Here is a 24693-nt window from a genome sequence, read left to right as displayed (position 1 = left end):
CGCTTTCGCGCGAGTGAAACTCGCGCTACAGGGCTCCCACCAGAGGGTCGGGCGGCCGCGTCACGTGCAAGCGTGCCGAGGAAAGTCCGGGCTCCGCGAAACGACGGTGCCGGGTAACGCCCGGCGGGGGCGACCCCAGGGAAAGTGCCACAGAGAGCAGACGGCGAAGGCTTCGGCCCCGCCACGGTGAAAGGGTGCGGCAAGAGCGCACCGCGCGACTGGTAACAGGAGCGGCACGGCAAACCCCACCGGGAGCAAGACCGAATAGGGGCGGCATATGGGCTTCGTTTCAGCTCGTCGCCCGGGTTGGTTGCTTGAGCCCGCATGCAAATGCGGGCCTAGAGGAATGGTCGCCCATCCCTGAAAAGGGTGGACAGAACCCGGCTTACAGACCCTCTGGCATTTTTCCGAACCCCTTCTTTACGCTGCAATGTTTCCGCCGCATGATGATGCGAAGGCGAGGGATCATGCACATATTCAAGGCGGGCATCGCGGCGTTTTCATTGGCGACGGCCGTCGCGTCGGGCATTGCTCCCGTCGCTGCGCAAAAGCCGGCCTCTATCCAGCAGGATTTCGACAAGGCGACCGCGCTGGACCAGACCAGCGACAAGCCGGCGGCGCTCGCCGCGTGGGAAGCGCTGGAACGACGCACGGCGACCAATCCGCGCAGCCACGCCATCGTGCTGGTACGCAAGAGCTCCACGCTGTTCGCGCTCTATCGCAACGATGATGCGGTGGCCGCGGCGCGCGCCGGACTGGCCGGGCTGCCGGCGAAGGACGAGACGCTGCGCAGCGATCGCTACCGTGCCTATCTGAATCTCGCGCGGATCGCCCAGGCCTCGCTCGACTATGCCAGCGCGGTCGATGCTTATCGTAGTGCGGTCGCTGAGGCGAGCGATGCCGTGGCGGATCGCTTCGTCGCGCTGCTCGGGCTGATCCGCACCGCGACCTTCGTCGATCCAGCGGTGGCGGCGGACGCCGTGCAACAGGCCAAGGGCATCCTGGCGACCGCCAAGGCCGATCCCGTCGTTACCGCCGAGTTCGACCGGGCCGAGGGGCTGTTGCTGCTCAACACCGGCAATTTTGCCGGTGCTCGCGTCAAATCCGCCGGGGCGGTCAAGCTGCTCGGCGGCCTTACCACCAAGCTCGACCTGCGCGACGTGTCGGCCCGCTCGGATACGGCAATCGCCGCGATGCTGGCCGGCAATTACGACACCGCCCGGGAATATATGGCCTATACCGGCGCCGGGCGCATTCCGCAGGGGACGTTTGACCCGGCGGTGCAGATGAAGGCGCCCGCGTGCGGCGGCGAAGGTGGGCTGAAGCCCAACGACATGGCGGTGATCGAATTCAGCATCGGCGACACCGGTGTGGTGACCGACAGCACACCGATCTATGCGGCGGGCGGCGGCGCGGTCGCGCTCGAATTCGCCCGGGCCGCGCTTGGCTGGTCCTGGACGCCGGACCAGGTGAAGGCGCTGCCGCGCTTCTTCCGCTTCAATATCCGGCTTGAGATGCGCTGCTCGACTGAGTTCGAGCGGCCCTCGATCGGCGATTTCCTCACCGCCAACCTCGAAACCTGGCTTGTCGCAAAACAGGTGACGATCGCGCCCAAAAGGGAGATGTCGGATGCTCAGGCGCTGCCGCTGCAGCGCGCCGCGGTCGCGGCGGCCGAAGCGAAGGGCAGGGACTCGCTTGACCTGCTGGCGGCGCAATACCGCCTGCTGACCAATGGCGTCCTCCCACGCGAGGAAGGCAATGCGCTGGCGCGCCGCGCGCTCGCCATCGCCGACGCGAACGGCGTGCCCGCGCTGCCGCGGCTGGCGCTCGACCTTTCCGAGCTCGGTTCCGCCAAGTCGGCCGGCAAGCGCGGCAGCGACTTCGCCCGTGACGCGATGCCGCTGCTGTCGCGTCCGCTTTATGCCGACGATCCGCAGGCCCGGTCCGTCATCAAATTGCTGATCGCCGATGCGGACGAACGGTCCAAGGGTTCGCGTACCCGCGAGTTGCTGCGCCAGGTGGCGGACGATTCCGGGCTGGCCGCGAACGATCCGATGCGTGTCGGCGCTTTGGTCCGCATCGCCTCGATCGAACAACAGTCCGGCAATGCGCAGGCGGCGCGGGCTGCATTCGAGCGCTCCGGGCTCGCCGCCAACCAGTGCGGCATCGTCGATTCTCCGCCCAAGTTCCTCAGCGCCGGCGGCAGCTTCCCGCAAGAGGCGATGCAATGGGGCTTCGAAGGGTGGACCCAGACCCAGTTCGACGTGTCGGCGGAGGGGCGGGTGGTGAACGAGCGGGCCATTCTCAGCTATCCGCCCTTCGTCTTCACCAAGGCCGGCGTGCGCACCATGGCGGGTGCGCGCTATGCCAAATCCTATCGCCCCGACGGGTCGCTCGGATGCGGTGCGAGCAGCCAGCGAGTCCGATTCACACTTGGTTTCTAGAATCCTGGCTGTGACCGGGGCTCGGGCGCGATAATCGCCAATCTCCCGGTTGCGCTCGCGTCCGCTTCGCCTATGTCGGGCAAATGGCGCGTTCCTCCTCCCGATCGGTCGACTGGGGCTTTCCCCGCTGGCGCGGCTATGGCGCCGGGCGTGAGGCGACGACGGTGCGGCTGTGCGACCGGCATGGCTGCGATGCGCCGGGCAACTGCCCCGCACCCAAATCGCCCAACAGCCCGGATCGCTGGTATTTCTGCCAGGATCATGCCGCTGAATATAATCGAGGCTGGAATTACTTCGAAGGCCTGACCGCCGAGGAGGCGGCCCAGCGCGAAGCCGACGAGACGCGGACGGCGGATGGCTATGCCGAGTCCAAACATTATGGCTGGGCCGGGCCAGGCGATGGCAGCCGGTCGCGCGACGAGATGCGCGCGCTCGAGCTGCTCGAGCTCGAACCGGATGCCGATTTCGAGGCAGTGCGCGTGGCGTGGCGGCGGCTTGCGAAATCCAACCATCCCGATCTTCGCCCCGGCGACAAGGAAGCCGCGACGCGGTTCCAGGCGATCCAGGCGGCTTATGACGTGCTGCGCGCCGCCGAAGACGCTCGGCAGTGGAAGCCCGCCGTTTGAAGGCTGTCCGGTCGGACTGGTCGAGCACGCTGCTGGTCTGCAAGAAATGCTCGAAGAAGCTCGACGGCGGGTTTGGCCCAAAGGGCAGGACGCCGCTCGCCAAGGCATTGCGCAAGCATCTCGGGCTGAAGAAGGGGCGCAAGGGCAGGGCGGGCATCGTCGAGGTCAAATGCCTCGGCGTCTGCCCCCGCGGCGCGGTGACCATCGTCGATGGCGCGGCACCCGGTGAGTGGATGCTGGTGAAGGCCGGCACTGATCTCGATGCAGTTGCCGAAGCCATGGGCCTGACCGACCATCGGGGCTGACGCGCCCATGCCAGCGCTGCTAAACGGCGGCGCAGAGGGGCCGGCATATGATCGATCGCAGGACGGTATTGGGCGCGGCGGCGCTGCCGCTGGCGGCAAAAGCAGGCCCCGCGCTGGCGCCAGAGATCCCCGATGAGGCCTATTGGGCCGGAATCGCCGGCCAGTATGACGTGACGCGCGCGGTGGCTCAGCTCGAGCACGGCAATTGGGGCATGATGGCGCGACCCGTGCTCGCAACCTATCGGGCGATGGTCGAGCATCTGAACCGCGACACCAGCTTCTACGCCCGGCGCGACATGGTGGGCGACCTGCTGGTGGTGCAGAAGCGGCTGGCGGAGGCGCTGGGCGTCGGTACGGACGAGATCGCCTTCACCCGCAACGCGACCGAGGCGATGAAGACCCTGATCGGCGGGTATAACCGGCTGCGCGCCGGCGACGCGATCCTCTATGCCGATCTCGACTATGACAGCATGCAGTCCTGCTGCGAGACCCTGGTGGCGCGGCGCGGCGTGAAGGTCATACGGATCGCGCTGCCCGAGCCGGCCACGCACCAGTCGCTGATCGATGCCTATGCCGCCGCGTTCGACCGCAATCCGGCGATCCGGATGGTGTTGCTCACGCATGTCAGCCATCGTACCGGCCTGGTGTTGCCGGTGCGCGAGATCGCGGCGCTGGCGCGGTCGCGCGGCGCCGATGCGATCGTCGATGCGGCGCACGGCATTGGCCAGCTCGATATCGCCTTGCCCGATCTCGGTGCCGATTTCGTCGGGCTCAATCTCCATAAATGGATGGGCGCGCCGCTTGGCGTCGGTGCGCTGTACATCCGGCGCGGAAGGCTGGTGGATGTGGACCGCGATCTGGCGGTTGGCGCGAATGAGCCGGACGATATCCATGCGCGCATCCATACCGGCACGGTGGACTACGCGGCGCAATTGACGGTGCCCGCGGCGCTCGATTTCCAGCAGGCGATCGGTGGGGCGAACCGGGAGCGCCGGCTCCGCGCGTTACGCGACTCCTGGGTGGCGCCGTTGCGCGAGGACAAAAGGATCGAGATCCTGACCCCGGAGGATCCGCGGCTGCATTGCGGCATCACCTCGTTCCGCCTGCGTGGCCGCACCTCGCACGACGAGAATGTGGCGTTGGCGAAACGGCTGCTCGACCGGCACCGTATCTTCACGGTCCACCGCGACGGCGTTGCCACTGGTTCCTGTATCCGGGTGACGCCTTCCTTGGCGAGCCGTAGCGACGATCCCGACCGCTTGGCGGCGGCGCTGCGCCAGATCCTCGCGGAAAGCTGAGAACGTCAGTTCTTGTAGCGCGCTGCCGTCCCGCGGATCAGGGCGATCATGTTGGGGATGCCCTGGGTGCGGTTGGAGCTGAGCTGGTTCTTCAGGTCGAAGGGCGCGAGCGCCGCTTCGATATTCGTGTCGAGGATGGCCGCAGGCGCCTGATCCTGAACCGTCAGCAGCACCAGTGCGATGATGCCCTTGGTGATCGCTGCGTTGGAATCGGCGAGGAAGTGGAGCCTGCCGTCCTCGCGGACCGTGGGATAGACCCATACCGAGGCGGAACAGCCGCGGACCAGGGTGGTATCGGTCTTCAGCGCCTCGGGCATCGGCTCCAGGTCCTTGCCCAGATCGATCAGCAGACGATAGCGGTCGTCGGCGTCGAGGAAGCTGTATTCGTCTTGCAGATCGGCGAGGCTTTGCATGGGGTGGGCGCTAGGGCCTGTGCCGACCAAAATCAAACCGGGAGATACTGCTTCCCCGGCGAAGGCCGGGGTCCAGTCGGGAAGGCTCCAGTGATGGAGTGCAACGCCAGTTTACAAGCGTCCCCCAACTGGGCCCCGGCGTTCGCCGGGGAAGAAAGATAAATTAACACCGCTCCGAGAATACCGCGCCGCTTCGCACCTAGGGGTATGCGAGGCGCGGCGCGGTGAGGTCAGAGATCCACCCCGGCGGCGATCGCCTCGAGCTTGCGGATGCGTTCCTTCAGGTCGGCGATCTCGATGCGGGCGCTGGCATTGGGCATGGATGGGGCGGCGTGCAGGTCACCCTGAACATGCAGCTCCTGATGCTTCAGGGCCAGCCAGCCGCGCCAGCCGGTGAGGGTGGCGTAGGTCAGCATGCCGAGGCCGGTGAGCATTGCCGTGGCGATGGTGAGGTAGAAGTTCGGATCGGTCATGATCCCTGCTCCTTCGGTCAAGTGCGGTCGCGCAGCTTTTCGATCTCGCGATCGAGGCGTGCGCCGCTGGTGTCGTTTTCGGTGGCGAGCCGTTCGAGGACCGCCAGGCGCTCCTTCATGGCCCGGAGCTCGTCGCGCAGCCGCTGGTTCTCGGCCTGGGCGGCACTGTCGTCGCCGCGGACGCTATAGTCGTTGCCCTTGCGGTCGCGGCCGATGCCGTAGCGGGCGCGGAGCACGCTGCCGATCGTGGCGACGATGACAATGGCGACGACCATTTCAAAGGGGTTCATGTTTCAACTCCCTGAATTCGAAAATCGGTTGCTTCAGAGTGCCTTGCCGGCTTCGCGCTCGAGGCGGCGACGGGGGGCGTCGACTCGCTCGCAGAGGTAGACGGCGATTCCGGCAATGGCGGCCATCACGGCCAGGAAGATAATCATCGTGAGATCCTTCTATTCGAAATTCAGTTGAGCGGGGGCTGATCGCGGAGCTTCTCGATCTCGTCTGCAACATCGATGCCACGATCGGTGACGATCCGTTCCAGCACGCGCACCCGTTGTTCGAGGCCGCTGGTCTGGGACGCGTATTGCGCGGCCTTCTCGGCAATCATCTTGGCTTCCAGTTCCATCTGCTTCTCGCGGTGGGCGAGCCACGGCTTGACGATCACGCCGCCGATCACCGCCACCAATCCGACCAGGATGCCGAGGGCAGGGATCAGGAAAACGATATTGGGTCCCATCATGTCTGTCCTTAGTCGCGAGTGCGGAGCGCCTCGATCTCGCGAGCGGTGCGCTCGGCGGGATCGGTGGCGATGCGTTCGAGGACGGCGATCCGCTCCTCGAGGCGGGAAACCTGGCCCACCAACCGCTCGTTTTCGGACGAGAGCAGGTGGATCTTGCGTTCGGCATCGGGGCCGGCGTCGTCAGCGTAGCGATCGCGGTACCGGCGGCTCCGGCGGCTTTCGATCGGCAGGCCGTGCTGGGCCCGGATCCACATCTTCGCGACACCGCCAAGCATGGCGAGGGCGATGATCGCGAGGACGAAAATTTGACCGTTGTGCATCGTTCTAACTCCTGAGCCTGGGCGTTTCAGCGCAGCTCGTCGATTTGGCGGGCAGTGCGCTCGGCGGGATCGGTTGCGATGCGTTCCAGCACTGCGATCCGTTCCTCCAGCCGGCTGATCTGCCCGGCCTGGCGCTCGTTCTCCGTCGTGAGCAGCTGGATCTTGCGCTCCGCGTCGGGGTCTCCCTTCGCGGTCTTGCCTGACCACTCATCCTCGAGAGGATAGCCGTGGCGGGCGCGGACCCAGTTGTTGATGATCCAGCCGGCGTAGGAGATTGCGATGATCGCGATCACAAAGCCTGGTCCACCCCAAGTCATCTTAGTTCTCCCTGTTCGACCGAGCGTTTCAGCGCAGGCTGTCGATCTCATCGGCGAGGCGGCTGTTGCGGCTGGTGTACATCATCTCGATGTCGGCGAGCCGGCGGTCGATGTCGCGGAACTTGGAGCGGACCTCGGCGGTCGAGCGCTTCGGGTTCGACCGGACACCCTGCCAGAATTTCGCATCCTCGGGGCTGTCGTACAGGCCGTAGGGCTTGCTCTCCGCCATCCAGGCAACCAGCCAGTAAGCGAGCAGCGTCCAGGGGAAGCCGCCGGCGATGGTGAGCAGGACGGCACCGACACGGACCCAGGTAACATCGACACCGGTATAGTCTGCAATCCCGGAGCAGACGCCCAGCCATTTGCGGTTCTGCTTGTCGAGGTAGAATTTGGTGCGGCTTGCGGACATCTCAGTTGCTCCTCGAAAGGTCGGTGTCGGTGGACTGGACGGACGGCATGCCGGGCCTCCAGTCGGGATGGTCGGCAGCGACGATCCGCTCGACCGTGTTCAGGCGGTCTTCCAGCCGGCGGGCGAGATAGTGGAGCTCGTCCAGCAGGTTCTCGTCCTCGGTCGTGATCTTCGGCGCCTGCTTCCACTTGGTGACGTAGTGCAGGATCACCCAGGGCATTCCGATGAACAGGATGCCGCAGACGATGGCTGGGATAAGGACATCTTCCATTTCAGGCGTCCTTGCCGGCGGCGCGAGCCTTCATCGCGGCGAGTTCCGCCTCGACCTTCTCGCTTGCCTTCAGCTCCGCGATCTCCTCTTCGAGGCTCTTCGGGACGCCCATGCCGGCGACTTCGGCGCGGCCCTCGGCCATGTCGACGCGGCGCTCCATGATCTCGAAGCGCGAGAACGCGTCCTGCATCTTCGGGCCGGCGTACATCTCGCGCAGCTTGTAGCGGTTGTGCGCGGTCTCGAGCCGGGTAACGATCGAGTTCTGGCGGGTGCGGGCCTCGCGAAGCTTGGTCTGCAGCTTGTTGATGTCCTCTTCCGAAGCGCGGAGCGCCTCGTCGAGCACGCCGATCTCGCCGGTCAGCTGGACTGCCATATCGGCTGCCTTCTGCTTCTCGACCAGAGCGGCCTTGGCCAGGTCCTCGCGGCCCTTCGACAGCGCCAGCTCAGCCTTTTCGGTCCAGCTTTCCTGCAGCGTCTCGAGCTTCGAGATATGGCGGCGCATCTCCTTCTGGTCGGCGATGGTGCGCGCGGCAGAGGCGCGGACCTCGACCAGGGTTTCCTCCATCTCGAGGATGATCATGCGGATCATCTTCGCGGGGTCTTCCGCCTTGTCGAGCAGATCGGTGAAGTTGGCGGCGATGATGTCGCGGGTTCGGGAGAAAATGCCCATCTCGAAAACTCTCCTATTAGGTACGCTGGATACTGGGTGAAGGGTTGAAGGGGTGCCGGGGCGGTGCAAGGGGTGGCCGCCCCGGCAGCGCCGCCTGGGATCAGGCGGCGGTCTGGGTGTAGATGGCTGCGGGAGCAGCCTGGGCCGGCGCGACGGCGCCGAGCAGGAAGGTGGAGCCGAGCACGACCGCACAAGCGATGGCTGCGACGGTGTGGCGGATGTCGCCGGCTTTGTAGTTGCTGTTCATTGTTTTCGTCCCTGTGACTGGTTGTTCGTGGTGCCCCGTGGGGCTGATGCCAGAAGTACTGCAGGGAGCGTGCCAGTTTCGAAAAACGCGGTTTTCCGCCATTTTCAGCTGAACCGCACATGAACTGATCCAAAATATCTTGCCAAGCCTTGGGAATTTACGCCAAGGCTTGGGCATGGATCGCACTACCCAGGTCATCGGCCAGTCGAACGTCTTCCTCGAGACGCTGGAGCGCGCCAGCCGCGCTGCCGCGCTCGATCGTCCCGTGCTGGTGATCGGCGAGCGCGGCACCGGCAAGGAGCTGGTCGCCGAGCGTCTCCACCGCCTGAGTCCGCGCTGGGACCAGCCGCTGGTCGTGATGAACTGCGCGGCCTTGCCCGAGACGCTGATCGAGGCCGAACTGTTCGGGCACGAGGCAGGCGCGTTCACCGGCGCGACCAAGTCGCGGGTCGGGCGCTTCGAGGAGGCGCATGGCGGCACGCTGTTCCTCGACGAGCTGGGGACCCTGTCGATGGGCGCCCAGGAACGGCTGCTGCGCGCAGTCGAATATGGCGAGATCACCCGGATCGGATCGTCGCGGCCGTTGCAGGTTGATGTGCGTATCGTGGCGGCAACCAACGAGAATCTGCCCGACAAGGTCGCGCGGCACCAGTTCCGCGCCGATCTGCTCGACCGGCTGTCGTTCGAGGTGGTGACGCTGCCGCCGCTGCGTGCCCGTCCGGGCGACGTGCTGGTGCTGGCCGAGCATTTCGGACGGCGCATGGCCTCCGAGATGGGGCGTGACGACTGGGAAGGTTTCAGCCCCGATGCGATCGCGGCCCTGGTCGACTATCAATGGCCGGGCAACGTGCGCGAGCTGCGCAATGTGGTGGAGCGCGCGGTCTATCGCTGGGAGCAATATGGACCGATCGATACGATCGAGTTCGATCCGTTCCATTCCCCGTATCGGCCGAGTTCAGCGGGCGCGCCGCCGGTCAGCGTGCCGACGCCCGTTGCCATGACGGATGCGGCGCCGACCGCAACGCCGGTCGCGGAAGACGCGGTCGAGGGGCCGGCCGATTTCAAGACGCGCATCGCCCGGTTCGAGCGCGACCTCCTCACCAAGGCGCTCGGCGAGCACCGGTTCAACCAGCGGGCGACCGCTGAAGCCTTGGGATTGAGCTACGATCAGCTCCGCCACGCCCTGAAGCGCCACGGGCTGATCGCAGCGGGGTAAGTCCTATCGGGCTGCGGTCATCGCCAGCAGCATCGGGATCGACAGGAGGGTGTTGGTGCGCGACGCCAGCATCGCGACGCGGGCCGACTTCGCCTTGGACGCGTCGTCCGCCGGGACCAGGCCGAGCGCGCGCTTCTGGTTCGGCCAGATGATGAACCACACGTTGAACGCCATGATCAGCGCCAGATACATGCCGATGCCGATCAGCCTGGCCGGTTCCTGCAGGGTCAGCGCTTCGTGCAGCTCATGGTAGAGATACGCGAGGATCAGGCCGGTCAGCACGGTGAAGGCAGCCGCCCAGCGGAAATAGAAGAGCGCCTTGGGCGCGATATATTTCGAGACGCCGGGTTTCAGCTCGGCCGGGATCGAGGGCATGGTCGGGATCTGCACGAAGTTGAAATAATAGAGCAGGCCGATCCAGGTGATCCCGAAGAACACGTGCAGCCACTGGAACGCGCCGAGCGCCGCGGAGGGCGGCGCATAATAGGGTGCGAACATCAATCCGACCGCGAGCAGCACGCCGACTGCAATCGTGATCCGCAGATCCGTGAGTATCTTGTCCATCAGGGTTTCCCTCCCATTTTAGGGGTGCTCAGGCACCCCATCTTGCCCGGAGCCGATGCTAGGCCGTGCGATATCGTTTGTCACACGTAACGACGATGATAATCGCGTCGCGCGGTGAACAAGGAGCGCACAAGCTCGTTTAGCCGTCGCAACACCAGATTATGGAGCTTCAAATGGCCTTCGAACTGCCCCCGCTGCCCTATGCGTACGACGCGCTGGAGCCGACCATCAACGAAGAGACGATGAAGTTCCATCACGACAAGCACCACAAGGCCTATACCGACAAGCTCAACGAGGGCGTCGAGAAGGACCCGTCGCTGGCCGGCAAGACGATCGAGGAGATCCTCGGTGTGATCTCGACTCAGCCGCCGCTGGTCCGCAACAATGGCGGTGGCTATTGGAACCACGACTTCTTCTGGAAGATCATGACGCCGGGCGGCGGCACGCCATCGGGCAAGCTGGCCGAGGCGATCACTGCCTATGGCGGGCTCGACAAGCTCAAGGAAGATTTCAACACCAAGGGCGCGGGCCAGTTCGGCTCGGGCTGGGCCTGGGTGATCGCCGATGCCGACGGCAAGCTGTCGATCACCAGCACGCCGAACCAGGACAATCCGCTGATGGACGATGTCGCGGTGAAGGGCACGCCGATCCTAGGTAACGACGTGTGGGAGCACGCTTATTACCTGACCTATCGCAACGACCGCCCCGGCTATCTCAAGGCGTGGTGGGACGTGGTGAACTGGGATGAAGCTGGCCGCATCTACGACAGCGTCGTAGGCTGACCGTCTAAAGCCCCTCCCCTGACGGAGAGGGGCTTTTTAGTTACCCCTCGGGCGGAACCGGCGGTTCCTGCCCGGTATTGAGCCCATGCTTCATCAGCATCGGCACATTGGCGATGGCGAAGACCAGGGTCAGCGGAATCGCCCCCCATAGCTTGAACGCCACCCAGAAATCGGTCGTGGTGTTGCGCCAGACCGCCTCGTTCAGCACCGCCATGAAGACGAAGAAGATCGTCCAGTTGATCGTCAGCTTGCGCCAGCCCTGTTCGGTGAGGCCGGGATAGGCCGCCTCGAGCAGCAGCTGGAGCAGCGGCCGGCCGGTCGCGAGGCCGAACGCCAGGATTGCCGCGAAGCTCGCATAGACGAAGGTCGGCTTGATCTTGATGAACGTCTCGTTGTGGAAATAGAGCGTCGCGCCGCCGAACACGAGCACCAGCGTTCCCGTCATCCACAGCATCGGCGAGATGCGGCCGGTCTTCCAGCGCGAGACGACCATCGCGATCGCGCTCGCCACCATGAACGCCGCCGTCGCCGCGAGCAGCCGCGCGATCTGCGGGCCGCTGCTGATGAAGTTCACGATGAAGAACACCGCGAGCGGCGCGATGTCGATCGCGAGACGGAGGCCGGGGCTGACCGGGGGACGCTTGGGTTCACTTGCCATTGCGGACCCCTTCCACACCAGCGATGATCCGCGCAACCTCGTTTGCATCGAACGGCCGAAGATCGCCCATGCCTTCGCCCACGCCGATGGCGTGGATCGGCAGGCCGTATTTCTCCGCCGCCGCAACCAGCACGCCGCCGCGCGCGGTGCCGTCGAGCTTGGTCATGATCAGGCCGGTGACGCCGGCGAACTCCTTGAACACCTCGATCTGGTTGAGCGCGTTCTGGCCCGTGGTCGCGTCGAGCACGAGCAGGATGTCGTGCGGCGATTCCGGGTTGATGCGGCCGAGCACGCGGCGGATCTTGGACAGTTCGTCCATGAGCTCGCGCTTGTTCTGGAGGCGCCCGGCGGTGTCGACGATCAGCGCATCGATCCCGGTGGCGGTCGCCTGCTTCACTGCCTCATAGACGATCCCGGCCGCGTCGCCGCCTTCGTTGCCCGAGACGATCGGCACGCCGACCCGGCCCGCCCAGGTCGCGAGCTGGCCGATCGCGGCGGCGCGGAAGGTGTCGCCGGCGGCGAGCATCACGCCGTAATCCTGCTCGGTCAGGTAATGCGCCAGCTTGGCGATGGTGGTGGTCTTGCCGGAACCGTTGACGCCGATGACCAGGATCACCTGGGGGCGCGGAAAGGCTGCGATCTCGAGTGGTTTGGCGACCTTGGCCAGCACCTTTTCGATTTCCTCGGCCACGACCAGGCGGATGCCGAGCTCCTCCATGTCGCGCTCGAAACTGCCCTCGGCAAGGCGGGCGCGGATGCGTGCGGCCGTTTCCGGGCCGAGATCGGACGCGATCAGCGCTTCCTCGATCTCGTCGAGCGTCGCCTCGTCGAGCCGCGCGGTGCCGAGGCCGGCGAGATTACCGAGCAGGCGATCGGAGGTACGCTTGAAGCCGCCGAGCAGTTTGTCGTGCCAGCTTGGAGTGGTGCTCATGCAGGGGTTCCGGTGAGAAGTGCGGCGCTGGCGCCGGTGATGAGGATGGGTTGTACAGTGCCGATATCGACGCCCGCGTTCCAGCGGACCTCTGCAAAGGCCGGGGCGTGGCCGCGGTCGCCGGGGCGCTCGACCAAAATGGGCTGGACGGTACCGACGAGGTTTTGCAGCCAGGTCGCGCGCCGTGCTGCGCCGGCCTCACGCAGCATCGCGGCGCGGCGCTTGCGCACTTCCGACTCGACCTGCGGCATCCGTGCAGCGGGCGTGCCCTCACGCGGCGAATAGGGGAAGATATGCGGGTGGACGATGTCGCAATCGTCGATCAGGGCGAGGCTGTTGCGGAACATCGCTTCGGTCTCGGTCGGGAAACCGGCGATCAGGTCGGCGCCGATGGCGATATCGGGACGAGCGGTCTTGAGGCGCTCGACCACGCGGACGCTTTCTGCGCGGTTGTGACGGCGCTTCATGCGCCTCAGGATCATGTCATCGCCCGCCTGGAGCGAGAGATGGACGTGCGGCATCATGCGCGGCTCGCTGGTGAGGAGCTCGAACAGCCGGTCGTCGATCTCGATCGAATCGAGCGACGACAGGCGCAAGCGCTCCAGCGTCGGAACGTGATGGAGGATGCGTTCGACCAGCAGGCCGAGCGAGGGCGTGCCGGGCAGGTCGGGACCGTAGCTGGTAAGGTCGACCCCGGTCAGCACTATCTCCCGGTGTCCGGTATCGACCAGTGTCCGGATTCGCTCGATCACGCCGCCGGCCGGGACCGAGCGGCTATTGCCGCGCCCAAATGGGATCGCGCAGAAGGTGCAGCGATGGTCGCAGCCATTCTGCACCTCGACGAACGCGCGGGCATGCGAGGCAAAGGCAACGGCGAGATGCGGCGCGGTGTCGCGCACCTGCATGATGTCGCCGACCAGCATTGCCTCGGGAGCGGTCCATGATTCGGGCAGCAGCTTTTCGGCATTGCCGATCACCCGGTCGACCTCGGGCATGGCAGCGAAGCCTTTCGGATCGATCTGCGCGGCGCACCCCGTCACCACAATCTGCGCGCCCGGCCGGTCGCGGCGCGCGCGGCGGATTGCGCTGCGTGTCTCGCGCACGGCGCTGTTGGTCACTGCGCAGCTGTTGACGACGACCATGTCCCGCCCGCCCACGAGCGTGCGGATCGTCTCGCTTTCTGCGATGTTGAGGCGGCAGCCCAGGCTGATAATATCGGGCTCAGCCATCAGGGAGGCCGGAACGGTGGTACATGCGCGGTGATCTAGGGGCGGGTTCGGACGAAGTCCATGAAAAGGCCCGTACGGTGCTGTCCTTCTGGTTCGACGAGGTGCCGGCCAAGAAGCGCTTCGCGAGGGATGCTGCGCTCGACCGGGAGATAGCGGAGCGGTTCAGTGCGTTGCGCGACGATGTGCTGGCAAACGACGCGCGCGGCTGGCGCGTCGATCCGGAGACATTGCTGGCGGCGATCGTGCTGCTCGACCAGTTCTCCCGCAACATCCACCGTGGCCAGGCCGAGGCCTTTGCGGGCGATGCGCTGGCGCTCGATCTGGCGCGCGAGGCGATCGAGCGGGGATGGGACGAGCGCCTCGACCCCGATGAACAGCGGCCGTTCGTTTATATGCCGCTGATGCACGCCGAGAGCCGCGAGGCGCAGACCCTGTCGGTCGGTTGCTTCGAACAACTCGGCAATGAGGAGAATCTGTTCTACGCGCTCGACCATGCGGATGTGATCGCGCGGTTCGGCCGGTTTCCGTCGCGCAACGCGGCGCTCGGGCGGCCATCTACGCCCGAGGAGGAGGTGTATCTCAGCCGGCCAGGCGCTGGCTGGTAGGTGCCGCTTCCTTGACGTCCGCCGCGGCCGGCTGAAGCAGCAGGCGCTTCTCGGCGAGCAGGCGGCGCGTGTTGGTGATGCTCATCGGCCGGCCATAGAGATAGCCCTGGCCCTTGGCGCAGCCCAAAGTACGCAGGCGCTCCTCGATCGAGGCATCCTCGATGCCTTCCGCGGTGATCGGCAGGTTCAGGCTATCGCCGAGCCGGGTGATCGCGTTGACGATCGCAGCACTTTCCGAATTGTCGTTGATCGACATGATGAAGCTCTTGTCGATCTTGATCCGGTCGAAGGGCAGGGCACGCAGATGGGCGAGCGACGAATAGCCCGTACCGAAATCGTCGAGCGCAAGGCGGATGCCCTGGTTCTTGAGGCTGCCGACGATCGACTGGGCCAGCGCGAGATTGTCGAACAGCGAGCTTTCGGTGATCTCGATCTCGAGCCGCGTCGCCGGGAAACCGGTCTCGGTCAGGACCTTGATGATCTTCTGCGCAAGCCAGGCGTCCTTGAGCTGCCAGGGCGAGATGTTGACCGAGATCGACAGCGCCGGATCCCAGTCCTTCGCCGCCATGAAGGCCTGGCGCATGATTGACAGCGAGAGATCGGAGATCATGCCGGTCTCTTCCGCGATCGGGATGAAGACGTCGGGCCCGATCAGGCCGCGCTGCGGATGCTCCCAGCGCGCCAGCACCTCGAACCCGCCGAGGCGGCCAGTGGTGAGATCGATCTGTTGCTCGAAATAGGGGACGATCTCCTGCCGCGGGATCGCGCCGCGCAGGCCGACCTCGAGCTCGTTGCGCGCCTGGAGTTCGCGCTCCATCGACAGGTCGAACCAGGCGAAGCGGTTGCGGCCCGAATTCTTCGCCGCGTACATGGCGATATCGGCCGAGCGCATCAGTGCGTCGATGCTGGCGCAATCGAAGTCCGAGCGGGCGATGCCGAGCGACACGCTGATATGGAGTTGCAGCCCCTCCGCCTTGAACGGCTGGGCGAGGCGCGAGACGAGGCGTTCGGCGATGCGCTCCACGGTATCGGGATGGGCGGGGTCGAACAGGAAGGCGCAGGCGAACTCGTCGCCGCCGAAGCGCGCGGTGAGCGCGATCGAGGGCATCGCCGCGGCGATCTCCACAGCGACTTCGCGCAGCAGTGCGTCGCCGGTCGCGTGGCCGTGCATGTCGTTGATCGTCTTGAAGTGATCGAGATCGAGCATCATCATCGCCATGGCCTTGCCGCGGCGCTGTGCACGGACGAACATCGCCGCGCCCTCCTCGCCGAGGCTGCGGCGATTGAGAAAACCCGTCAGCGGGTCCTTGGCGGCAAGCTGATGCGCGCGTTCCTCGGCGGCGGCGCGGATCGAGACTTCACGGGCGAGCTCGCGGTGGCGGCGCCAGCCGAACAGGATCAGCGCGACGTTGAGCAGCAGGGCGATGACCAGCGTCTGGTCGGTGCCTTCGCCGCCCGAGAAATAATGCTGGAGCGTCGAGGACAGGACCGAGCTGCCGGTGCCGACGAATAGCAGGATCGAGGCGACGGTGATCGCCCCGCTGAGCATATCGCTCCGCGCCTTCGGCGGCTCGACCTTCGATTCGTCGCCGATTTCACCCATCATGCCGACTTGCCCCACGGATCCCCATGGGGCCTTCATCCCATGACAGCCGTATAGATCGGGTTAAGCCCCGTGCATGCAAAACGCAGGAAGCACTGAGGTTGCGCGATCGTGCGCCGTGCGTTAAGGGCCCCCGCGATCGTTTCCGTCATGGGATTCGTGAAGGGGTGCCCATAGGGCTACGCCGGCCGACGAGGTTTCGTCCGCCGGCGTTCTTTGCGTTTCTCAGGGTCGGTGTCGATCCGGAATGAAAGGTTGTTGATGTTCGAGAGCCTGAGCGACCGTCTTGGCGGTGTGTTCGATCGACTACGTGGGCGCGGTGCGCTGACGGAGGCGGACGTGCGCGCGGCAATGCGCGAAGTGCGCGTCGCGCTGCTCGAGGCCGACGTTGCGCTGCCGGTGGCGCGCGATTTCGTCGATCGGGCGACGGAGAAGGCCATCGGCCAGAACGTGCTGCGCTCGGTCACGCCGGGCCAGCAGGTCGTGAAGATCGTCAACGATGCGTTGGTCGAGATGCTCGGCTCGGACGCGTCGGAGCTCGAACTGGGCGTTACGCCGCCAGCCGTGATCATGATGGTCGGCCTGCAGGGCTCGGGCAAGACCACGACCACCGCCAAGATCGCGCTGCGGCTGGCGAAGCGTGAGCGCAAGAAGGTGCTGATGGCGTCGCTCGACGTCAATCGCCCGAACGCGCAGGAGCAGCTGGCGACGCTGGGCACCCAGGCCGAGGTTGCGACCCTGCCGGTCGTGCCGGGTCAGCAGCCGGTCGATATCGCGCGCCGCGCACTACAGGCAGCCAAGCTGCAGGGCTATGACGTCCTGATGCTCGACACCGCCGGCCGACTCCATGTCGACCAGGCGCTGATGGACGAGATGAAGGCAGTCGCCGACGTCGCCAGACCGGCCGAGATCCTGCTCGTCGTCGATGCGCTGACCGGCCAGGACGCAGTCAACGTCGCGAGCAGCTTCTCGGCGCAGGTGCCGCTGACCGGCGTGGTGCTGACCCGCATGGACGGCGATGCGCGCGGCGGTGCCGCGCTGTCGATGCGTGCCGTCACGGGCAAGCCGATCAAGTTCGCGGGCATGGGCGAGAAGCTCGATGCGCTCGAGGCGTTCCACCCGGGCCGGGTCGCGGGCCGCATCCTCGGCATGGGCGACGTGGTCGGCCTGGTCGAGCGTGCCGCCGAGGCGATCCAGCAGGAAGACGCCGAGAAGATGGCGGCGAAGCTGGCCAAGGGCCAGTTCGACATGAACGACCTGCGCGCTCAGCTTGCGCAGATGCGCCGGATGGGCGGGCTCGGCGCGCTTGCCGGCATGATCCCCGGCATGAAGAAGGCGCAACAGGCCATGGCCTCGGGCGCGGTCGACGAGCGGATCCTGCTCCGGATGGATGCGATGATCACCTCGATGACGCCGAAGGAGCGCGCCAAGCCGGAGATCATCAACGCCAAGCGCAAGATCCGCGTGGCCAAGGGCAGCGGCACGACCGTGCAGGACGTGAACAAGCTGCTGAAGATGCACATGGAAATGGCCACCGCCATGAAGAAGATCCGCAAGATGGGCGGGTTGAAGGGCATGGCGGCGATGCTCGGCCGAGGTGGTCCTGGGGGCGGCATGGGTGGCCTCGGCAATGCCCTTGGCGGCCCGGGGCTCGGCAACATGCTGGGCGGCAACGGCCCCGTCGGCGGCCCCGGACTTCCCGGGCTTGGCGGTGGGCAGGCCAATCTGCCCCCCGGCTTCGAGAATTTGATCAAGAAGAAATAACGTAATCGAAAGAAGGAAGAAGAAGTAATGGCACTCAGCATTCGTCTGTCGCGTGGCGGCTCCAAGAAGCGTCCATACTACCGCATCGTCGTGGCGGACGCCCGTTCGCCCCGTGACGGCCGCTTCATCGAGAAGCTCGGCACCTACAACCCGCTGCTCGCCAAGGACGATGACAAGCGCATCGTGCTCGATGGCGAGCGTGCGAAGCATTGGCTGAGCGTCGGCGCGCAGCCGACCGACCGCGTTGCCCGCTTCCTCGACGTCGCGGGTGTCCGCGAGCGTCCGGCGCGCAACAACCCGAACAAGGGCAAGCCCGGCGAGAAGGCCACCGAGCGCGCTGAAGAGCGTGCCACCAAGGTGGCCGAAGCCGAAGAGGCGAAGGCCGCAGCGGCAGCCGCCCCGGCGCCTGAGCCCGTGGCCGAGCCCGAGCCCGTTGCCGAAGCGCCTGCGCAGGACAGCAACGAGGAAGCCGAGGCCGTGATCGCTGCCGAGGTCGAAGCAGCGACCGAAGAGCCCACGCCGGAAGCCGAAGCGGTTGCCGAGGCAGTCGCCGAGCAGACCCCGCCGGTCGAAGCCGAGGCCGCTCCTGAAGCGGCAGCCGAGGAAGCCGCTCCCGAGGCAGCAGCCGAGGAGGCTCCCGCCGCCGAAGCAAACGAGGCGACCCCGGACAGCGATGCCGGCGACACCGACGAGACCGCCGAGGGCAAGTCGGCTCAGGCTCCGGCCGAGGGCTGATGCCTAAGGACGCCCCCGTCACGCTCGCCGTCATCATCGGCGCGCACGGCGTGACGGGGGAGGTCCGTCTCAAGGTCTTCACCGAGGACCTGAAAAGCTATCAACGCTTCAACGACGGCACGCTGACGCTCAAGTCGGTGCGCCCGGGCAGCAATGGCGCGATCGCGCGCATTGCCGAGATCAACGACCGCAACGCCGCCGAGGCGCTGCGTGGCACCGAACTCACGGTGCCGAGATCGGCACTGCCCCCGCTCGACGAGGGCGAATATTATCATACCGACCTGCTCGACCTGCCGGCCGTCTCGACGACGGGCGAGGACCTCGGTCGGGTGGTCGCGATCGACGATTTCGGGGCGGGGGACGTGATCGAGATCGAACGGCCCGACGGCAAGCGCTTCATGGTGCCGATGCGCCCCGAGGCAGTGCCCGAATGGGATGCCGAGCGGATGGTCGTCGCCGCCGAGTTCGTCACCGCCTGATCGGGCGGCGCTCGTCGAGCAGGTTGCGGATCGTCGTCGCAGCGACGCCCGCTTCGCCCATCGCATGGCTGATCTGATCCAGCCCCTTCACCACATCGCCCGCCGCGAACAGGCCGGAGACCGACGTGCGCTGATGGTCGTCGACCTCCAGGCACCCGTCCTCCGATGCCCGCGCGCCGGCCGCCACGGCGAGGTCCGAGCGGATGCGCGAGCCGAGCGCTGGGTAGATGCTGTCGAAATGCAGCTCTCCGCCAGGAGTCGTCGCGACGATCGCATCTCCGGCCACTCGCAGCGGGGTGCACGGGCCGTCGACATGGAGGATCCCGGCCTCCTCCAGCGTCGCACGACATGCCGCGTCGAGATCGTGCGCGGCGCCGGGCGCGATCAGGGTGACGTCGTCGGTGAAGCCGCGCAGGAACAGCGCCTCGCGCATGCCATGCTCGCCGGTGCCGATCACGCCGACCCGCTTGTCGGTCACCTCATAGCCGTCGCAGATCGGGCAATAGCGCAGCAGCCCGCGCGCCAGCGCCGCGTCATGCTCCTCGGCGGGCATGTCGGGGCGGTTGTTGAGCACGCCGGTCGCGAGCAACACGGTGCGGGCGCGGAAGATGGCGGCGCCCTGGCCGACATGGACCTCGAACCCGTCATCCGACGGGACGATCGCCGAGACCTCGGCCAGCTCGCGCCGGGCGCCGAAGCTCTCGGCCTGGGCCAGCATCAGGGCGAGCAGTTCCTTGCCCGGGATGCCGCCCGGGAAGCCCGCATGGTTGTGGGTGCGCGGGATCAGCGCGGCGCGGCTGGAGCCGCAGTCGAACAGGCGGATCGAGAGATGGAAGCGGGCAAGGTAGATCGCGGCGGTCAGCCCGGCGGGGCCGGCCCCGATGATGATGCAGTCCTCCATGTCCAGCCTCAAAGGTCGGCGGCGAGGATGGTTCCCGGCGGGTGGGCGATTGACGCCGCGGGCGCTCAAATGTATATACATTCGGTATATACGGAGATCGACATGACCGCGCCGCGCAAGTCGCGTACCTTCAAATCGGGTAACTCGGTTGCCCTGAGGCTGCCCAAGTCGCTCGGCATCGAAGCCGGGGTCGAGATGACCGTGCGCGAGGAGAAGGGGCGGTTCATCGTCGAGCCGGTCGATGCCAAGCGCAAGATCGACGTGAGCAAGTTCTGGGGCAAGGCCCCATGGCTGGTCGTACCGCCGCGCGAAGATTTCGACGACCCGCCGCGCGCCTGGGATGCGCCGGGCTGGCCCGATTACAGCAAGCCTGAATGACGCTTGCCCTGATCGATACCGATTGCTGCGTCTATGCACTGACCGGCTCTCATCCGGCATTGCGCGCGCGGCTGATGGAGCGCGAGCCGGGCACGGTCGCGATCTCCTCGATAACGTTCGCGGAGATCGCCCTCGGCTCGATCAACGGCAAGGCGCCGCCGATCGATGTACTGGAGGCGTTTGTCGGCGAAATCCCGATCCTCGATTTCGACCAGGCAGCGGCGCGGGCCTATGCGTCGTTGCCGTTCAAGCGCGGCCGTTTCGATCGGTTATTGGCAGCGCATAGTTTGAGTCTCGGCGCAGTCTTGGTCACCAACAACGAACGCGATTTCGCCGATATCCCCGGCCTCAGGATCGAGAACTGGACCTTATGACCTTCGCCGCCACCGTCCTGACGCTCTACCCGGACATGTTCCCCGGGCCGCTCGGCGTGTCGCTGGCCGGGCGGGCGCTCGGCGAGGGGAAATGGTCGCTCGATGCGGTCAATATCCGGGACTTTGCGGCCGACAAGCATCGCACCGTTGACGATACGCCGGCGGGGGGCGGGGCAGGGATGGTGCTGCGCGCCGATGTGCTGGCCGCGGCGATCGACAGCGTCGCCGATGACCGGCCTATCCTGGCCATGACGCCGCGGGGCGTGCCGCTGACCCAGGAGCGGGTTCGGGCGCTGGCGCAAGGGCCCGGGGTCACCATTTTGTGCGGCCGGTTCGAGGGTTTCGACGAGCGGATCTTCGAGGGGCGGCAGGTCGAACAGGTCTCGATCGGCGACTATATCCTCTCCGGTGGGGAGATGGGCGCGCTGGTGCTGCTCGACGCTTGCATTCGGCTGCTCCCCGGCGTAATGGGCGCGGCTTCCAGCGGTGTGGACGAGAGCTTCGAAACGGGGCTGCTCGAATACCCGCAATATACCCGACCTGTTGAATGGGAAGGGCGCACGATCCCCGAAGTGCTGCGATCGGGGGATCATGCGAGGATCGAGGCATGGCGAAAGCTCATGGCCGAGACCGATACACGGCTAAGGCGGCCGGACCTTTGGGAGCGCCATGAGGGCGCTCGGGTCAGGTCGCCCTCTGGTGCGCGGCGACAGACGAAGGACGAATGAGATGAATCTCATCCAGACGATCGAAGCCGAGAACATTGCCAAGTTTCTCGAGAACAAGAAGATCCCGGAATTCCGCCCGGGCGACACGCTGAAGGTCGGCGTGAAGGTCGTGGAAGGCGAGCGCACCCGCGTTCAGAACTATGAAGGCGTGTGCATCGCGCGTTCGAACAAGGGCATGGGCTCCAACTTCACCGTGCGGAAGATTTCGTTCGGTGAGGGCGTCGAGCGCGTTTTCCCGCTTTATTCGCCGAACATCGAGTCGATCGAAGTGGTCCGCAAGGGCGCCGTGCGTCGCGCGAAGCTCTATTATCTGCGTGGCCGCACCGGCAAGTCGGCGCGTATCGCCGAGCGCCGCGACACGCGTCCGGCCAAGGTTACCGCCGCCGAGTAATCGGTCAGGCGCTTTCGCCGAATTTTCGAACGGGGCGTGGAGACGATGGTCTCCGCGCCCCGTTTTCGTTGTCGAATCGGCCCCGATTTCCAACAGAGAGCGGGCATTTGCGCCGCTTTTTTTCTTTCCGCTGTTATGTTGGATTTCGGGGCCGGATTTTCCCAATCTTCAGAGTGGCTTGCGGGGCGATACCGCTGTTATGCATAACAGCGGTAAAATCGGCCGAAAACAGCGGTAAATCCCCGCTGTTTTCCGCTGATAACGCGAAAAAGCGCTACTGAAATGATATCACGATGAGAAGGAGCGGGCCGGCGCGCATGCCGCGTACCGGCCGCGCCTGCTGCCACGCCGCGCCCGCGGGTTGAATCAAGCAGAGCTGACGATCCCGTATTCGATCCGGTTGTCATCGAAGAAATAGAAGCGCCGGCCGGGTACGTATCCCGAGGGGCGCGGAGGCGATGGCTTCCGCGCCCCTTTTGCGTACCGCGCAACCGCTCGACGCACGCGCGTGACGATCGCGGCGATCGCCATGGAGAGCCGGGTGTGATGCTCGGCCCAGGCGGCATCGTGGAAATCATCGTGCATGGCCGCGGCTTTCGTCACGGACGCGCCCGTTTCCAGACCGAATAGGCGATGGTGCCATTGCCCGAAGCGCTCGCCGGGACGGCATAGGACAATATGTCGTTCGCGTAGGTGTAGTCGCGGACCTGCTTCCTGCCTTCCCAATTGGGGAAGGACGCTGCCTCGATCTCGAACAGGAGCTGGTGCCGCGCCTGATCGACCGTCACCCGGCCGAAATGGGTGCTCGATCCCAATACGGCCTGGCGATATTCGTCGGGCGATCCGCTGGTCTTGTCGCCCGAGGCGAATTTGGGGCGGTCGACCCGAAAGATCTGCAGGCTGTAGCGGCCGGACGCATCGACGGTCAGCAGCCCCTGGGGATGCTCGCCATAGCCCGTCACGCGTTTGCCGTCGGCGAGGATTTCGTAAGCGGACTCCATCGTCCAGGTGCCGGTCAGGGACAGCGGTGCGGGATCGGGAGGCGAAACGGCGGAGGTGGGTGCCAGAAGGAGTCCGCCCGCCAGCAGCATCGTGATGGGTGTCGACATGATCATCGCCTTTCAGTGAGTAACCGACTCAGCAGGTTACGGAACATGTGTTGCGACGAGGTTGGTAACCTGTCAATGGGGTTTCATGAACCGGCAGAAGACGCGAGATCCGTTATTGGCCATGTCCGAACTGCGCGACAGCTTCCGTTTCCGTGGCGGTCATGCGGCGCTCGATTTCGCCGCGACGCTGGCGGCCCGGATGAAACCCTCGCCGCGCGAGCTGCTCGAGACCCCGGCCGATCTCGATCGATGGCTGGCGGCCGCTGACCTCTCCTCCCGGCTGCCGTCGACCGCAAACGACCTTTCCAGCGCCCGCGCGCTTCGCGAGGCGATCTATTCGCTCTCCACCGCGGTGATCGCCGGCGTACCCCTGCTTCCCGACGCGGTCGCGACGTTGAACCGGATCGCGCAGGCACCGTCGGCCGTGCCGCATTTGGGAGACGATGGTCGCCTCCATCTCGACGGGCCGCCGAGCGCGTTCCTCGCCACGCTCGCGCGCGACGCGATCCAGCTGTTCGGCGCAGATTCGGCCGGCCGCCTGCGGCAATGCGAATCCGACAGTTGCGCGCTGCTGTTCCTCGATACCTCGCGGGGTGGCGATCGCCGCTGGTGCTCGATGACCGGGTGCGGCAACAAGGCCAAGGTCGCGGAGTTCAGGCGCAGGAAGCGTGAGGCTTCCTGATTACGCGTAGCTGACGATCTCGTATTCGATCCGGTCGTAATCGAAGAAATAGAAGCGCCGGCCGGGCTCGTAATCGCCATGCGCGAAGGGCTCGAGCCCGGCGGCGACCACGCGGCGTTCGATCTCGTCCAGGTCGTCGACCACGATCGCGACATGGTTGAGCGGCTCGCCTTTGGGGAAATCATCCCAGGCGGGCGTCCCCGCGGGCGGAGTGTAGAGCGCGATGTAGAAGCGATCGTCGCCGGCATGGATGGTGCGGCCGCCGTCGCGCGCCGGGCCCATCCAGCGGACCTTCCAGCCGAACAGGTCGAGCAGCAGCCTGGCCGAGCGTTCTGGCTCGCGGACCGTGAGGTTGACGTGCTCGATGAAGGGAGAGGGCATGAATGTCGTCCTTGTGTTGACTGGCATGCGCCACCTGATGCAACCTCAACCTCAGTTGAGGTCAAGCATTATTTTTGGAGACTCGGATGGGGCGCGGAGACGAGTTGCTGCCGATCGGCGAGCTGGCGGCGCGCACCGGGCTGTCGGTGTCGGCGATCCGATTCTACGAAGCGAAGGGGCTGGTGCAGCCGCTGCGCACCAATGGCGGGCAACGGCGCTTCCTGCGATCCGACATCCGCCGGTTGTCCTTCGCGCTGATCGCCCAGCAGCTCGGCTTCACCCTCCAGCAGATCGTGGCGGAGCTGGACAAGCTGCCCCAGGGGCGCACCCCGAGCGCGGCGGACTGGGAGCGGATCAGCGGTATCTTCAAGGACTCGCTCGACCAGAGGATCGCCGTGCTGCAGCGGACCCGCGCCGTGCTTGATAATTGTATCGGCTGCGGCTGCCTCTCACTGAAGAAATGTGCGCTGTACAATCCCGGCGACCGGGCCGGCCTGGGCGGAGCGGGGCCGCGCTATACGCTGGCGGCGCCGGAACAGGTGAAGGTCTGACTTGCGTCAGCAGAGCAGGGACGGTCCGGCTGTAAGGGAGCGTTCGGCAGCGTTGCGCCTCAATCCCAGTCGTTCGGCAGGGCTGTGTGCGATCCCGAAA

Annotated in this window: 34 protein-coding genes, 1 other RNA gene and 1 pseudogene; 17 read left to right on the top strand and 19 right to left on the bottom strand. The window is 65.8% G+C overall.

Annotated features, from left to right (window positions below; genetic code table 11):
- Positions 1 to 39 precede the first annotated feature (39 nt).
- The 5 genes from rnpB to WC729_RS16765 all read left to right on the top strand — a co-directional run bounded on the left by rnpB (position 40) and on the right by WC729_RS16765 (position 4673).
- Positions 40 to 404: RNase P RNA component class A (gene rnpB, locus WC729_RS16785), an RNA gene on the top strand.
- Between the two features lie 63 nt (positions 405 to 467).
- Positions 468 to 2444: a hypothetical protein gene (locus tag WC729_RS16780; protein ID WP_372854792.1), complete on the top strand. Its 1977-nt coding sequence runs from the start codon at positions 468 to 470 to the stop codon at positions 2442 to 2444.
- A gap of 83 nt (positions 2445 to 2527) precedes the next feature.
- Positions 2528 to 3070, top strand: coding sequence for a J domain-containing protein (locus WC729_RS16775; RefSeq protein WP_372854790.1), 543 nt, complete (start codon positions 2528 to 2530; stop codon positions 3068 to 3070).
- Positions 3067 to 3375 carry a hypothetical protein gene (locus WC729_RS16770; protein WP_372854788.1) on the top strand — a complete coding sequence of 103 codons (309 nt, stop codon included), beginning with the start codon at positions 3067 to 3069 and terminating at the stop codon, positions 3373 to 3375. Before WC729_RS16775 ends, WC729_RS16770 begins: the two co-directional genes overlap by 4 nt.
- 47 nt (positions 3376 to 3422) lie before the next feature.
- Positions 3423 to 4673, top strand: coding sequence for an aminotransferase class V-fold PLP-dependent enzyme (locus WC729_RS16765; RefSeq protein WP_372854786.1), 1251 nt, complete (start codon positions 3423 to 3425; stop codon positions 4671 to 4673).
- Between the two features lie 5 nt (positions 4674 to 4678).
- On the opposite strand, the gene WC729_RS16760 is transcribed toward WC729_RS16765, so the two are convergent.
- The 10 genes from WC729_RS16760 to WC729_RS16715 all read right to left on the bottom strand — a co-directional run bounded on the left by WC729_RS16760 (position 4679) and on the right by WC729_RS16715 (position 8532).
- Positions 4679 to 5086 (bottom strand): SufE family protein, encoded by a 408-nt coding sequence (locus WC729_RS16760; protein WP_372854784.1) that lies wholly within the window; start codon positions 5084 to 5086, stop codon positions 4679 to 4681.
- Between the two features lie 230 nt (positions 5087 to 5316).
- Complete coding sequence (locus WC729_RS16755) at positions 5317 to 5559, bottom strand: hypothetical protein (protein WP_372854782.1); 243 nt, start codon at positions 5557 to 5559, stop codon at positions 5317 to 5319.
- Between the two features lie 17 nt (positions 5560 to 5576).
- Positions 5577 to 5849: a hypothetical protein gene (locus WC729_RS16750; RefSeq protein ID WP_372854780.1), complete on the bottom strand. Its 273-nt coding sequence runs from the start codon at positions 5847 to 5849 to the stop codon at positions 5577 to 5579.
- A gap of 170 nt (positions 5850 to 6019) precedes the next feature.
- The gene (locus WC729_RS16745; RefSeq protein WP_372854778.1) at positions 6020 to 6295 is read right to left on the bottom strand and encodes a hypothetical protein; all 276 of its coding nucleotides are present in this window, start codon (positions 6293 to 6295) and stop codon (positions 6020 to 6022) included.
- Between the two features lie 11 nt (positions 6296 to 6306).
- Entirely contained in the window at positions 6307 to 6618 is a 312-nt protein-coding gene (locus WC729_RS16740) for a hypothetical protein (protein ID WP_372854776.1), read from the bottom strand.
- 26 nt (positions 6619 to 6644) lie between these two features.
- Positions 6645 to 6935 carry a hypothetical protein gene (locus tag WC729_RS16735; protein ID WP_372854774.1) on the bottom strand — a complete coding sequence of 97 codons (291 nt, stop codon included), beginning with the start codon at positions 6933 to 6935 and terminating at the stop codon, positions 6645 to 6647.
- Between the two features lie 28 nt (positions 6936 to 6963).
- A complete protein-coding gene (gene pspC, locus WC729_RS16730) occupies positions 6964 to 7344 on the bottom strand; it encodes an envelope stress response membrane protein PspC (RefSeq protein ID WP_372854772.1) in 381 nt (126 codons plus the stop codon).
- Position 7345: 1 nt separating this feature from the next.
- Complete coding sequence (pspB, locus tag WC729_RS16725; RefSeq protein ID WP_372854770.1) at positions 7346 to 7615, bottom strand: envelope stress response membrane protein PspB; 270 nt, start codon at positions 7613 to 7615, stop codon at positions 7346 to 7348.
- Between the two features lies 1 nt (position 7616).
- Entirely contained in the window at positions 7617 to 8285 is a 669-nt protein-coding gene (pspA, locus tag WC729_RS16720) for a phage shock protein PspA (protein WP_372854768.1), read from the bottom strand.
- A 100-nt stretch (positions 8286 to 8385) separates the two neighbouring features.
- Positions 8386 to 8532 carry a hypothetical protein gene (locus WC729_RS16715; protein ID WP_372854766.1) on the bottom strand — a complete coding sequence of 49 codons (147 nt, stop codon included), beginning with the start codon at positions 8530 to 8532 and terminating at the stop codon, positions 8386 to 8388.
- A gap of 175 nt (positions 8533 to 8707) precedes the next feature.
- On the opposite strand from WC729_RS16715, the gene pspF reads away from it, so the two are divergent.
- The gene (gene pspF, locus WC729_RS16710) at positions 8708 to 9748 is read left to right on the top strand and encodes a phage shock protein operon transcriptional activator (protein WP_372854764.1); all 1041 of its coding nucleotides are present in this window, start codon (positions 8708 to 8710) and stop codon (positions 9746 to 9748) included.
- A 3-nt stretch (positions 9749 to 9751) separates the two neighbouring features.
- On the opposite strand, the gene WC729_RS16705 is transcribed toward pspF, so the two are convergent.
- Entirely contained in the window at positions 9752 to 10312 is a 561-nt protein-coding gene (locus WC729_RS16705; RefSeq protein WP_372854762.1) for a urate hydroxylase PuuD, read from the bottom strand.
- 173 nt (positions 10313 to 10485) lie between these two features.
- Here WC729_RS16705 and WC729_RS16700 point away from each other — a divergent pair, with 173 nt between their 5' ends.
- Entirely contained in the window at positions 10486 to 11094 is a 609-nt protein-coding gene (locus tag WC729_RS16700; RefSeq protein WP_372854760.1) for a superoxide dismutase, read from the top strand.
- Between the two features lie 40 nt (positions 11095 to 11134).
- Here WC729_RS16700 and WC729_RS16695 read toward each other — a convergent pair whose 3' ends face one another.
- Genes WC729_RS16695 through mtaB form a run of 3 tightly spaced genes read right to left on the bottom strand, consistent with a single transcriptional unit; the run spans position 11135 to position 13912 of the window.
- Entirely contained in the window at positions 11135 to 11752 is a 618-nt protein-coding gene (locus tag WC729_RS16695; protein ID WP_372854758.1) for a septation protein A, read from the bottom strand.
- Positions 11742 to 12683 carry a signal recognition particle-docking protein FtsY gene (gene ftsY / locus WC729_RS16690; RefSeq protein ID WP_372854756.1) on the bottom strand — a complete coding sequence of 314 codons (942 nt, stop codon included), beginning with the start codon at positions 12681 to 12683 and terminating at the stop codon, positions 11742 to 11744. Before ftsY ends, WC729_RS16695 begins: the two co-directional genes overlap by 11 nt.
- Positions 12680 to 13912 carry a tRNA (N(6)-L-threonylcarbamoyladenosine(37)-C(2))-methylthiotransferase MtaB gene (mtaB, locus tag WC729_RS16685; RefSeq protein ID WP_372854754.1) on the bottom strand — a complete coding sequence of 411 codons (1233 nt, stop codon included), beginning with the start codon at positions 13910 to 13912 and terminating at the stop codon, positions 12680 to 12682. Before mtaB ends, ftsY begins: the two co-directional genes overlap by 4 nt.
- A 23-nt stretch (positions 13913 to 13935) precedes the next feature.
- Here mtaB and WC729_RS16680 point away from each other — a divergent pair, with 23 nt between their 5' ends.
- Complete coding sequence (locus WC729_RS16680) at positions 13936 to 14517, top strand: DUF924 family protein (protein ID WP_372854752.1); 582 nt, start codon at positions 13936 to 13938, stop codon at positions 14515 to 14517.
- On the opposite strand, the gene WC729_RS16675 is transcribed toward WC729_RS16680, so the two are convergent.
- Entirely contained in the window at positions 14492 to 16123 is a 1632-nt protein-coding gene (locus tag WC729_RS16675) for a putative bifunctional diguanylate cyclase/phosphodiesterase (protein WP_372854751.1), read from the bottom strand. The genes WC729_RS16680 and WC729_RS16675 overlap by 26 nt on opposite strands.
- A gap of 258 nt (positions 16124 to 16381) precedes the next feature.
- Here WC729_RS16675 and ffh point away from each other — a divergent pair, with 258 nt between their 5' ends.
- From ffh to rimM, 3 genes and pseudogenes are all read left to right on the top strand, one after another.
- Positions 16382 to 17884, top strand: a complete 1503-nt coding sequence (ffh, locus tag WC729_RS16670; RefSeq protein ID WP_372854750.1) for a signal recognition particle protein — start codon at positions 16382 to 16384, stop codon at positions 17882 to 17884.
- A gap of 27 nt (positions 17885 to 17911) precedes the next feature.
- Positions 17912 to 18352: pseudogene (rpsP, locus tag WC729_RS16665) on the top strand (30S ribosomal protein S16); the annotation flags it as partial.
- Positions 18353 to 18618: 266 nt separating this feature from the next.
- The gene (gene rimM / locus WC729_RS16660) at positions 18619 to 19098 is read left to right on the top strand and encodes a ribosome maturation factor RimM (RefSeq protein ID WP_372854748.1); all 480 of its coding nucleotides are present in this window, start codon (positions 18619 to 18621) and stop codon (positions 19096 to 19098) included.
- Here the strand turns inward: rimM and WC729_RS16655 are convergent.
- Positions 19088 to 19999 carry an NAD(P)/FAD-dependent oxidoreductase gene (locus tag WC729_RS16655; RefSeq protein WP_372854746.1) on the bottom strand — a complete coding sequence of 304 codons (912 nt, stop codon included), beginning with the start codon at positions 19997 to 19999 and terminating at the stop codon, positions 19088 to 19090. The genes rimM and WC729_RS16655 overlap by 11 nt on opposite strands.
- Before the next feature lie 102 nt (positions 20000 to 20101).
- On the opposite strand from WC729_RS16655, the gene WC729_RS16650 reads away from it, so the two are divergent.
- From WC729_RS16650 to rplS, 4 genes are read left to right on the top strand one after another with little or no spacing between them, the layout of a single operon-like run.
- The gene (locus WC729_RS16650; protein ID WP_372854744.1) at positions 20102 to 20377 is read left to right on the top strand and encodes an AbrB/MazE/SpoVT family DNA-binding domain-containing protein; all 276 of its coding nucleotides are present in this window, start codon (positions 20102 to 20104) and stop codon (positions 20375 to 20377) included.
- Positions 20374 to 20751, top strand: a complete 378-nt coding sequence (locus tag WC729_RS16645; RefSeq protein WP_372854742.1) for a type II toxin-antitoxin system VapC family toxin — start codon at positions 20374 to 20376, stop codon at positions 20749 to 20751. Before WC729_RS16650 ends, WC729_RS16645 begins: the two co-directional genes overlap by 4 nt.
- Entirely contained in the window at positions 20748 to 21479 is a 732-nt protein-coding gene (gene trmD / locus WC729_RS16640; protein ID WP_372854740.1) for a tRNA (guanosine(37)-N1)-methyltransferase TrmD, read from the top strand. Before WC729_RS16645 ends, trmD begins: the two co-directional genes overlap by 4 nt.
- 1 nt (position 21480) lies before the next feature.
- Positions 21481 to 21870, top strand: coding sequence for a 50S ribosomal protein L19 (rplS, locus tag WC729_RS16635; protein ID WP_372854738.1), 390 nt, complete (start codon positions 21481 to 21483; stop codon positions 21868 to 21870).
- Between the two features lie 366 nt (positions 21871 to 22236).
- Here the strand turns inward: rplS and WC729_RS16630 are convergent, their stop codons facing one another.
- Positions 22237 to 22455, bottom strand: coding sequence for a hypothetical protein (locus WC729_RS16630; protein WP_372854736.1), 219 nt, complete (start codon positions 22453 to 22455; stop codon positions 22237 to 22239).
- 14 nt (positions 22456 to 22469) lie between these two features.
- Positions 22470 to 22979, bottom strand: coding sequence for a lipocalin-like domain-containing protein (locus tag WC729_RS16625; protein ID WP_372854734.1), 510 nt, complete (start codon positions 22977 to 22979; stop codon positions 22470 to 22472).
- A gap of 85 nt (positions 22980 to 23064) precedes the next feature.
- Between WC729_RS16625 and WC729_RS16620 the strand changes: the two genes are divergently transcribed.
- A complete protein-coding gene (locus tag WC729_RS16620) occupies positions 23065 to 23661 on the top strand; it encodes an ABATE domain-containing protein (protein WP_372854732.1) in 597 nt (198 codons plus the stop codon).
- Here the strand turns inward: WC729_RS16620 and WC729_RS16615 are convergent, their stop codons facing one another.
- Complete coding sequence (locus WC729_RS16615; protein WP_372854730.1) at positions 23662 to 24042, bottom strand: VOC family protein; 381 nt, start codon at positions 24040 to 24042, stop codon at positions 23662 to 23664.
- A gap of 86 nt (positions 24043 to 24128) precedes the next feature.
- On the opposite strand from WC729_RS16615, the gene soxR reads away from it, so the two are divergent.
- Positions 24129 to 24593: a redox-sensitive transcriptional activator SoxR gene (gene soxR, locus WC729_RS16610; protein ID WP_372854728.1), complete on the top strand. Its 465-nt coding sequence runs from the start codon at positions 24129 to 24131 to the stop codon at positions 24591 to 24593.
- Positions 24594 to 24693 lie beyond the last annotated feature (100 nt).

The organism is Sphingomonas sp. (genome assembly GCF_041661825.1).
Taxonomy (GTDB): Bacteria; Pseudomonadota; Alphaproteobacteria; order Sphingomonadales; family Sphingomonadaceae; genus Sphingomonas.
The sequence above is the reverse complement of the archived record's forward strand: the minus strand, read 5'-3'. Positions and strand labels throughout refer to the sequence as shown.

What these genes read in the sequence shown, in the direction of transcription:
- WC729_RS16780 (WP_372854792.1), top strand. Translation starts at nt 468, where the DNA reads ATGCACATATTCAAGGCGGGCATCGCGGCGTTTTCATTGGCGACGGCC.
- WC729_RS16775 (WP_372854790.1), top strand. Translation starts at nt 2,528, where the DNA reads ATGGCGCGTTCCTCCTCCCGATCGGTCGACTGGGGCTTTCCCCGCTGG.
- WC729_RS16765 (WP_372854786.1), top strand. Translation starts at nt 3,423, where the DNA reads ATGATCGATCGCAGGACGGTATTGGGCGCGGCGGCGCTGCCGCTGGCG.
- WC729_RS16760 (WP_372854784.1), bottom strand. Translation starts at nt 5,086, where the DNA reads ATGCAAAGCCTCGCCGATCTGCAAGACGAATACAGCTTCCTCGACGCC.
- WC729_RS16755 (WP_372854782.1), bottom strand. Translation starts at nt 5,559, where the DNA reads ATGACCGATCCGAACTTCTACCTCACCATCGCCACGGCAATGCTCACC.
- WC729_RS16750 (WP_372854780.1), bottom strand. Translation starts at nt 5,849, where the DNA reads ATGAACCCCTTTGAAATGGTCGTCGCCATTGTCATCGTCGCCACGATC.
- WC729_RS16745 (WP_372854778.1), bottom strand. Translation starts at nt 6,295, where the DNA reads ATGGGACCCAATATCGTTTTCCTGATCCCTGCCCTCGGCATCCTGGTC.
- WC729_RS16740 (WP_372854776.1), bottom strand. Translation starts at nt 6,618, where the DNA reads ATGCACAACGGTCAAATTTTCGTCCTCGCGATCATCGCCCTCGCCATG.
- WC729_RS16735 (WP_372854774.1), bottom strand. Translation starts at nt 6,935, where the DNA reads ATGACTTGGGGTGGACCAGGCTTTGTGATCGCGATCATCGCAATCTCC.
- pspC (WP_372854772.1), bottom strand. Translation starts at nt 7,344, where the DNA reads ATGTCCGCAAGCCGCACCAAATTCTACCTCGACAAGCAGAACCGCAAA.
- pspB (WP_372854770.1), bottom strand. Translation starts at nt 7,615, where the DNA reads ATGGAAGATGTCCTTATCCCAGCCATCGTCTGCGGCATCCTGTTCATC.
- pspA (WP_372854768.1), bottom strand. Translation starts at nt 8,285, where the DNA reads ATGGGCATTTTCTCCCGAACCCGCGACATCATCGCCGCCAACTTCACC.
- WC729_RS16715 (WP_372854766.1), bottom strand. Translation starts at nt 8,532, where the DNA reads ATGAACAGCAACTACAAAGCCGGCGACATCCGCCACACCGTCGCAGCC.
- pspF (WP_372854764.1), top strand. Translation starts at nt 8,708, where the DNA reads ATGGATCGCACTACCCAGGTCATCGGCCAGTCGAACGTCTTCCTCGAG.
- WC729_RS16705 (WP_372854762.1), bottom strand. Translation starts at nt 10,312, where the DNA reads ATGGACAAGATACTCACGGATCTGCGGATCACGATTGCAGTCGGCGTG.
- WC729_RS16700 (WP_372854760.1), top strand. Translation starts at nt 10,486, where the DNA reads ATGGCCTTCGAACTGCCCCCGCTGCCCTATGCGTACGACGCGCTGGAG.
- WC729_RS16695 (WP_372854758.1), bottom strand. Translation starts at nt 11,752, where the DNA reads ATGGCAAGTGAACCCAAGCGTCCCCCGGTCAGCCCCGGCCTCCGTCTC.
- ftsY (WP_372854756.1), bottom strand. Translation starts at nt 12,683, where the DNA reads ATGAGCACCACTCCAAGCTGGCACGACAAACTGCTCGGCGGCTTCAAG.
- mtaB (WP_372854754.1), bottom strand. Translation starts at nt 13,912, where the DNA reads ATGGCTGAGCCCGATATTATCAGCCTGGGCTGCCGCCTCAACATCGCA.
- WC729_RS16680 (WP_372854752.1), top strand. Translation starts at nt 13,936, where the DNA reads ATGCGCGGTGATCTAGGGGCGGGTTCGGACGAAGTCCATGAAAAGGCC.
- WC729_RS16675 (WP_372854751.1), bottom strand. Translation starts at nt 16,123, where the DNA reads ATGATGGGTGAAATCGGCGACGAATCGAAGGTCGAGCCGCCGAAGGCG.
- ffh (WP_372854750.1), top strand. Translation starts at nt 16,382, where the DNA reads ATGTTCGAGAGCCTGAGCGACCGTCTTGGCGGTGTGTTCGATCGACTA.
- rimM (WP_372854748.1), top strand. Translation starts at nt 18,619, where the DNA reads ATGCCTAAGGACGCCCCCGTCACGCTCGCCGTCATCATCGGCGCGCAC.
- WC729_RS16655 (WP_372854746.1), bottom strand. Translation starts at nt 19,999, where the DNA reads ATGGAGGACTGCATCATCATCGGGGCCGGCCCCGCCGGGCTGACCGCC.
- WC729_RS16650 (WP_372854744.1), top strand. Translation starts at nt 20,102, where the DNA reads ATGACCGCGCCGCGCAAGTCGCGTACCTTCAAATCGGGTAACTCGGTT.
- WC729_RS16645 (WP_372854742.1), top strand. Translation starts at nt 20,374, where the DNA reads ATGACGCTTGCCCTGATCGATACCGATTGCTGCGTCTATGCACTGACC.
- trmD (WP_372854740.1), top strand. Translation starts at nt 20,748, where the DNA reads ATGACCTTCGCCGCCACCGTCCTGACGCTCTACCCGGACATGTTCCCC.
- rplS (WP_372854738.1), top strand. Translation starts at nt 21,481, where the DNA reads ATGAATCTCATCCAGACGATCGAAGCCGAGAACATTGCCAAGTTTCTC.
- WC729_RS16630 (WP_372854736.1), bottom strand. Translation starts at nt 22,455, where the DNA reads ATGCACGATGATTTCCACGATGCCGCCTGGGCCGAGCATCACACCCGG.
- WC729_RS16625 (WP_372854734.1), bottom strand. Translation starts at nt 22,979, where the DNA reads ATGTCGACACCCATCACGATGCTGCTGGCGGGCGGACTCCTTCTGGCA.
- WC729_RS16620 (WP_372854732.1), top strand. Translation starts at nt 23,065, where the DNA reads ATGAACCGGCAGAAGACGCGAGATCCGTTATTGGCCATGTCCGAACTG.
- WC729_RS16615 (WP_372854730.1), bottom strand. Translation starts at nt 24,042, where the DNA reads ATGCCCTCTCCCTTCATCGAGCACGTCAACCTCACGGTCCGCGAGCCA.
- soxR (WP_372854728.1), top strand. Translation starts at nt 24,129, where the DNA reads ATGGGGCGCGGAGACGAGTTGCTGCCGATCGGCGAGCTGGCGGCGCGC.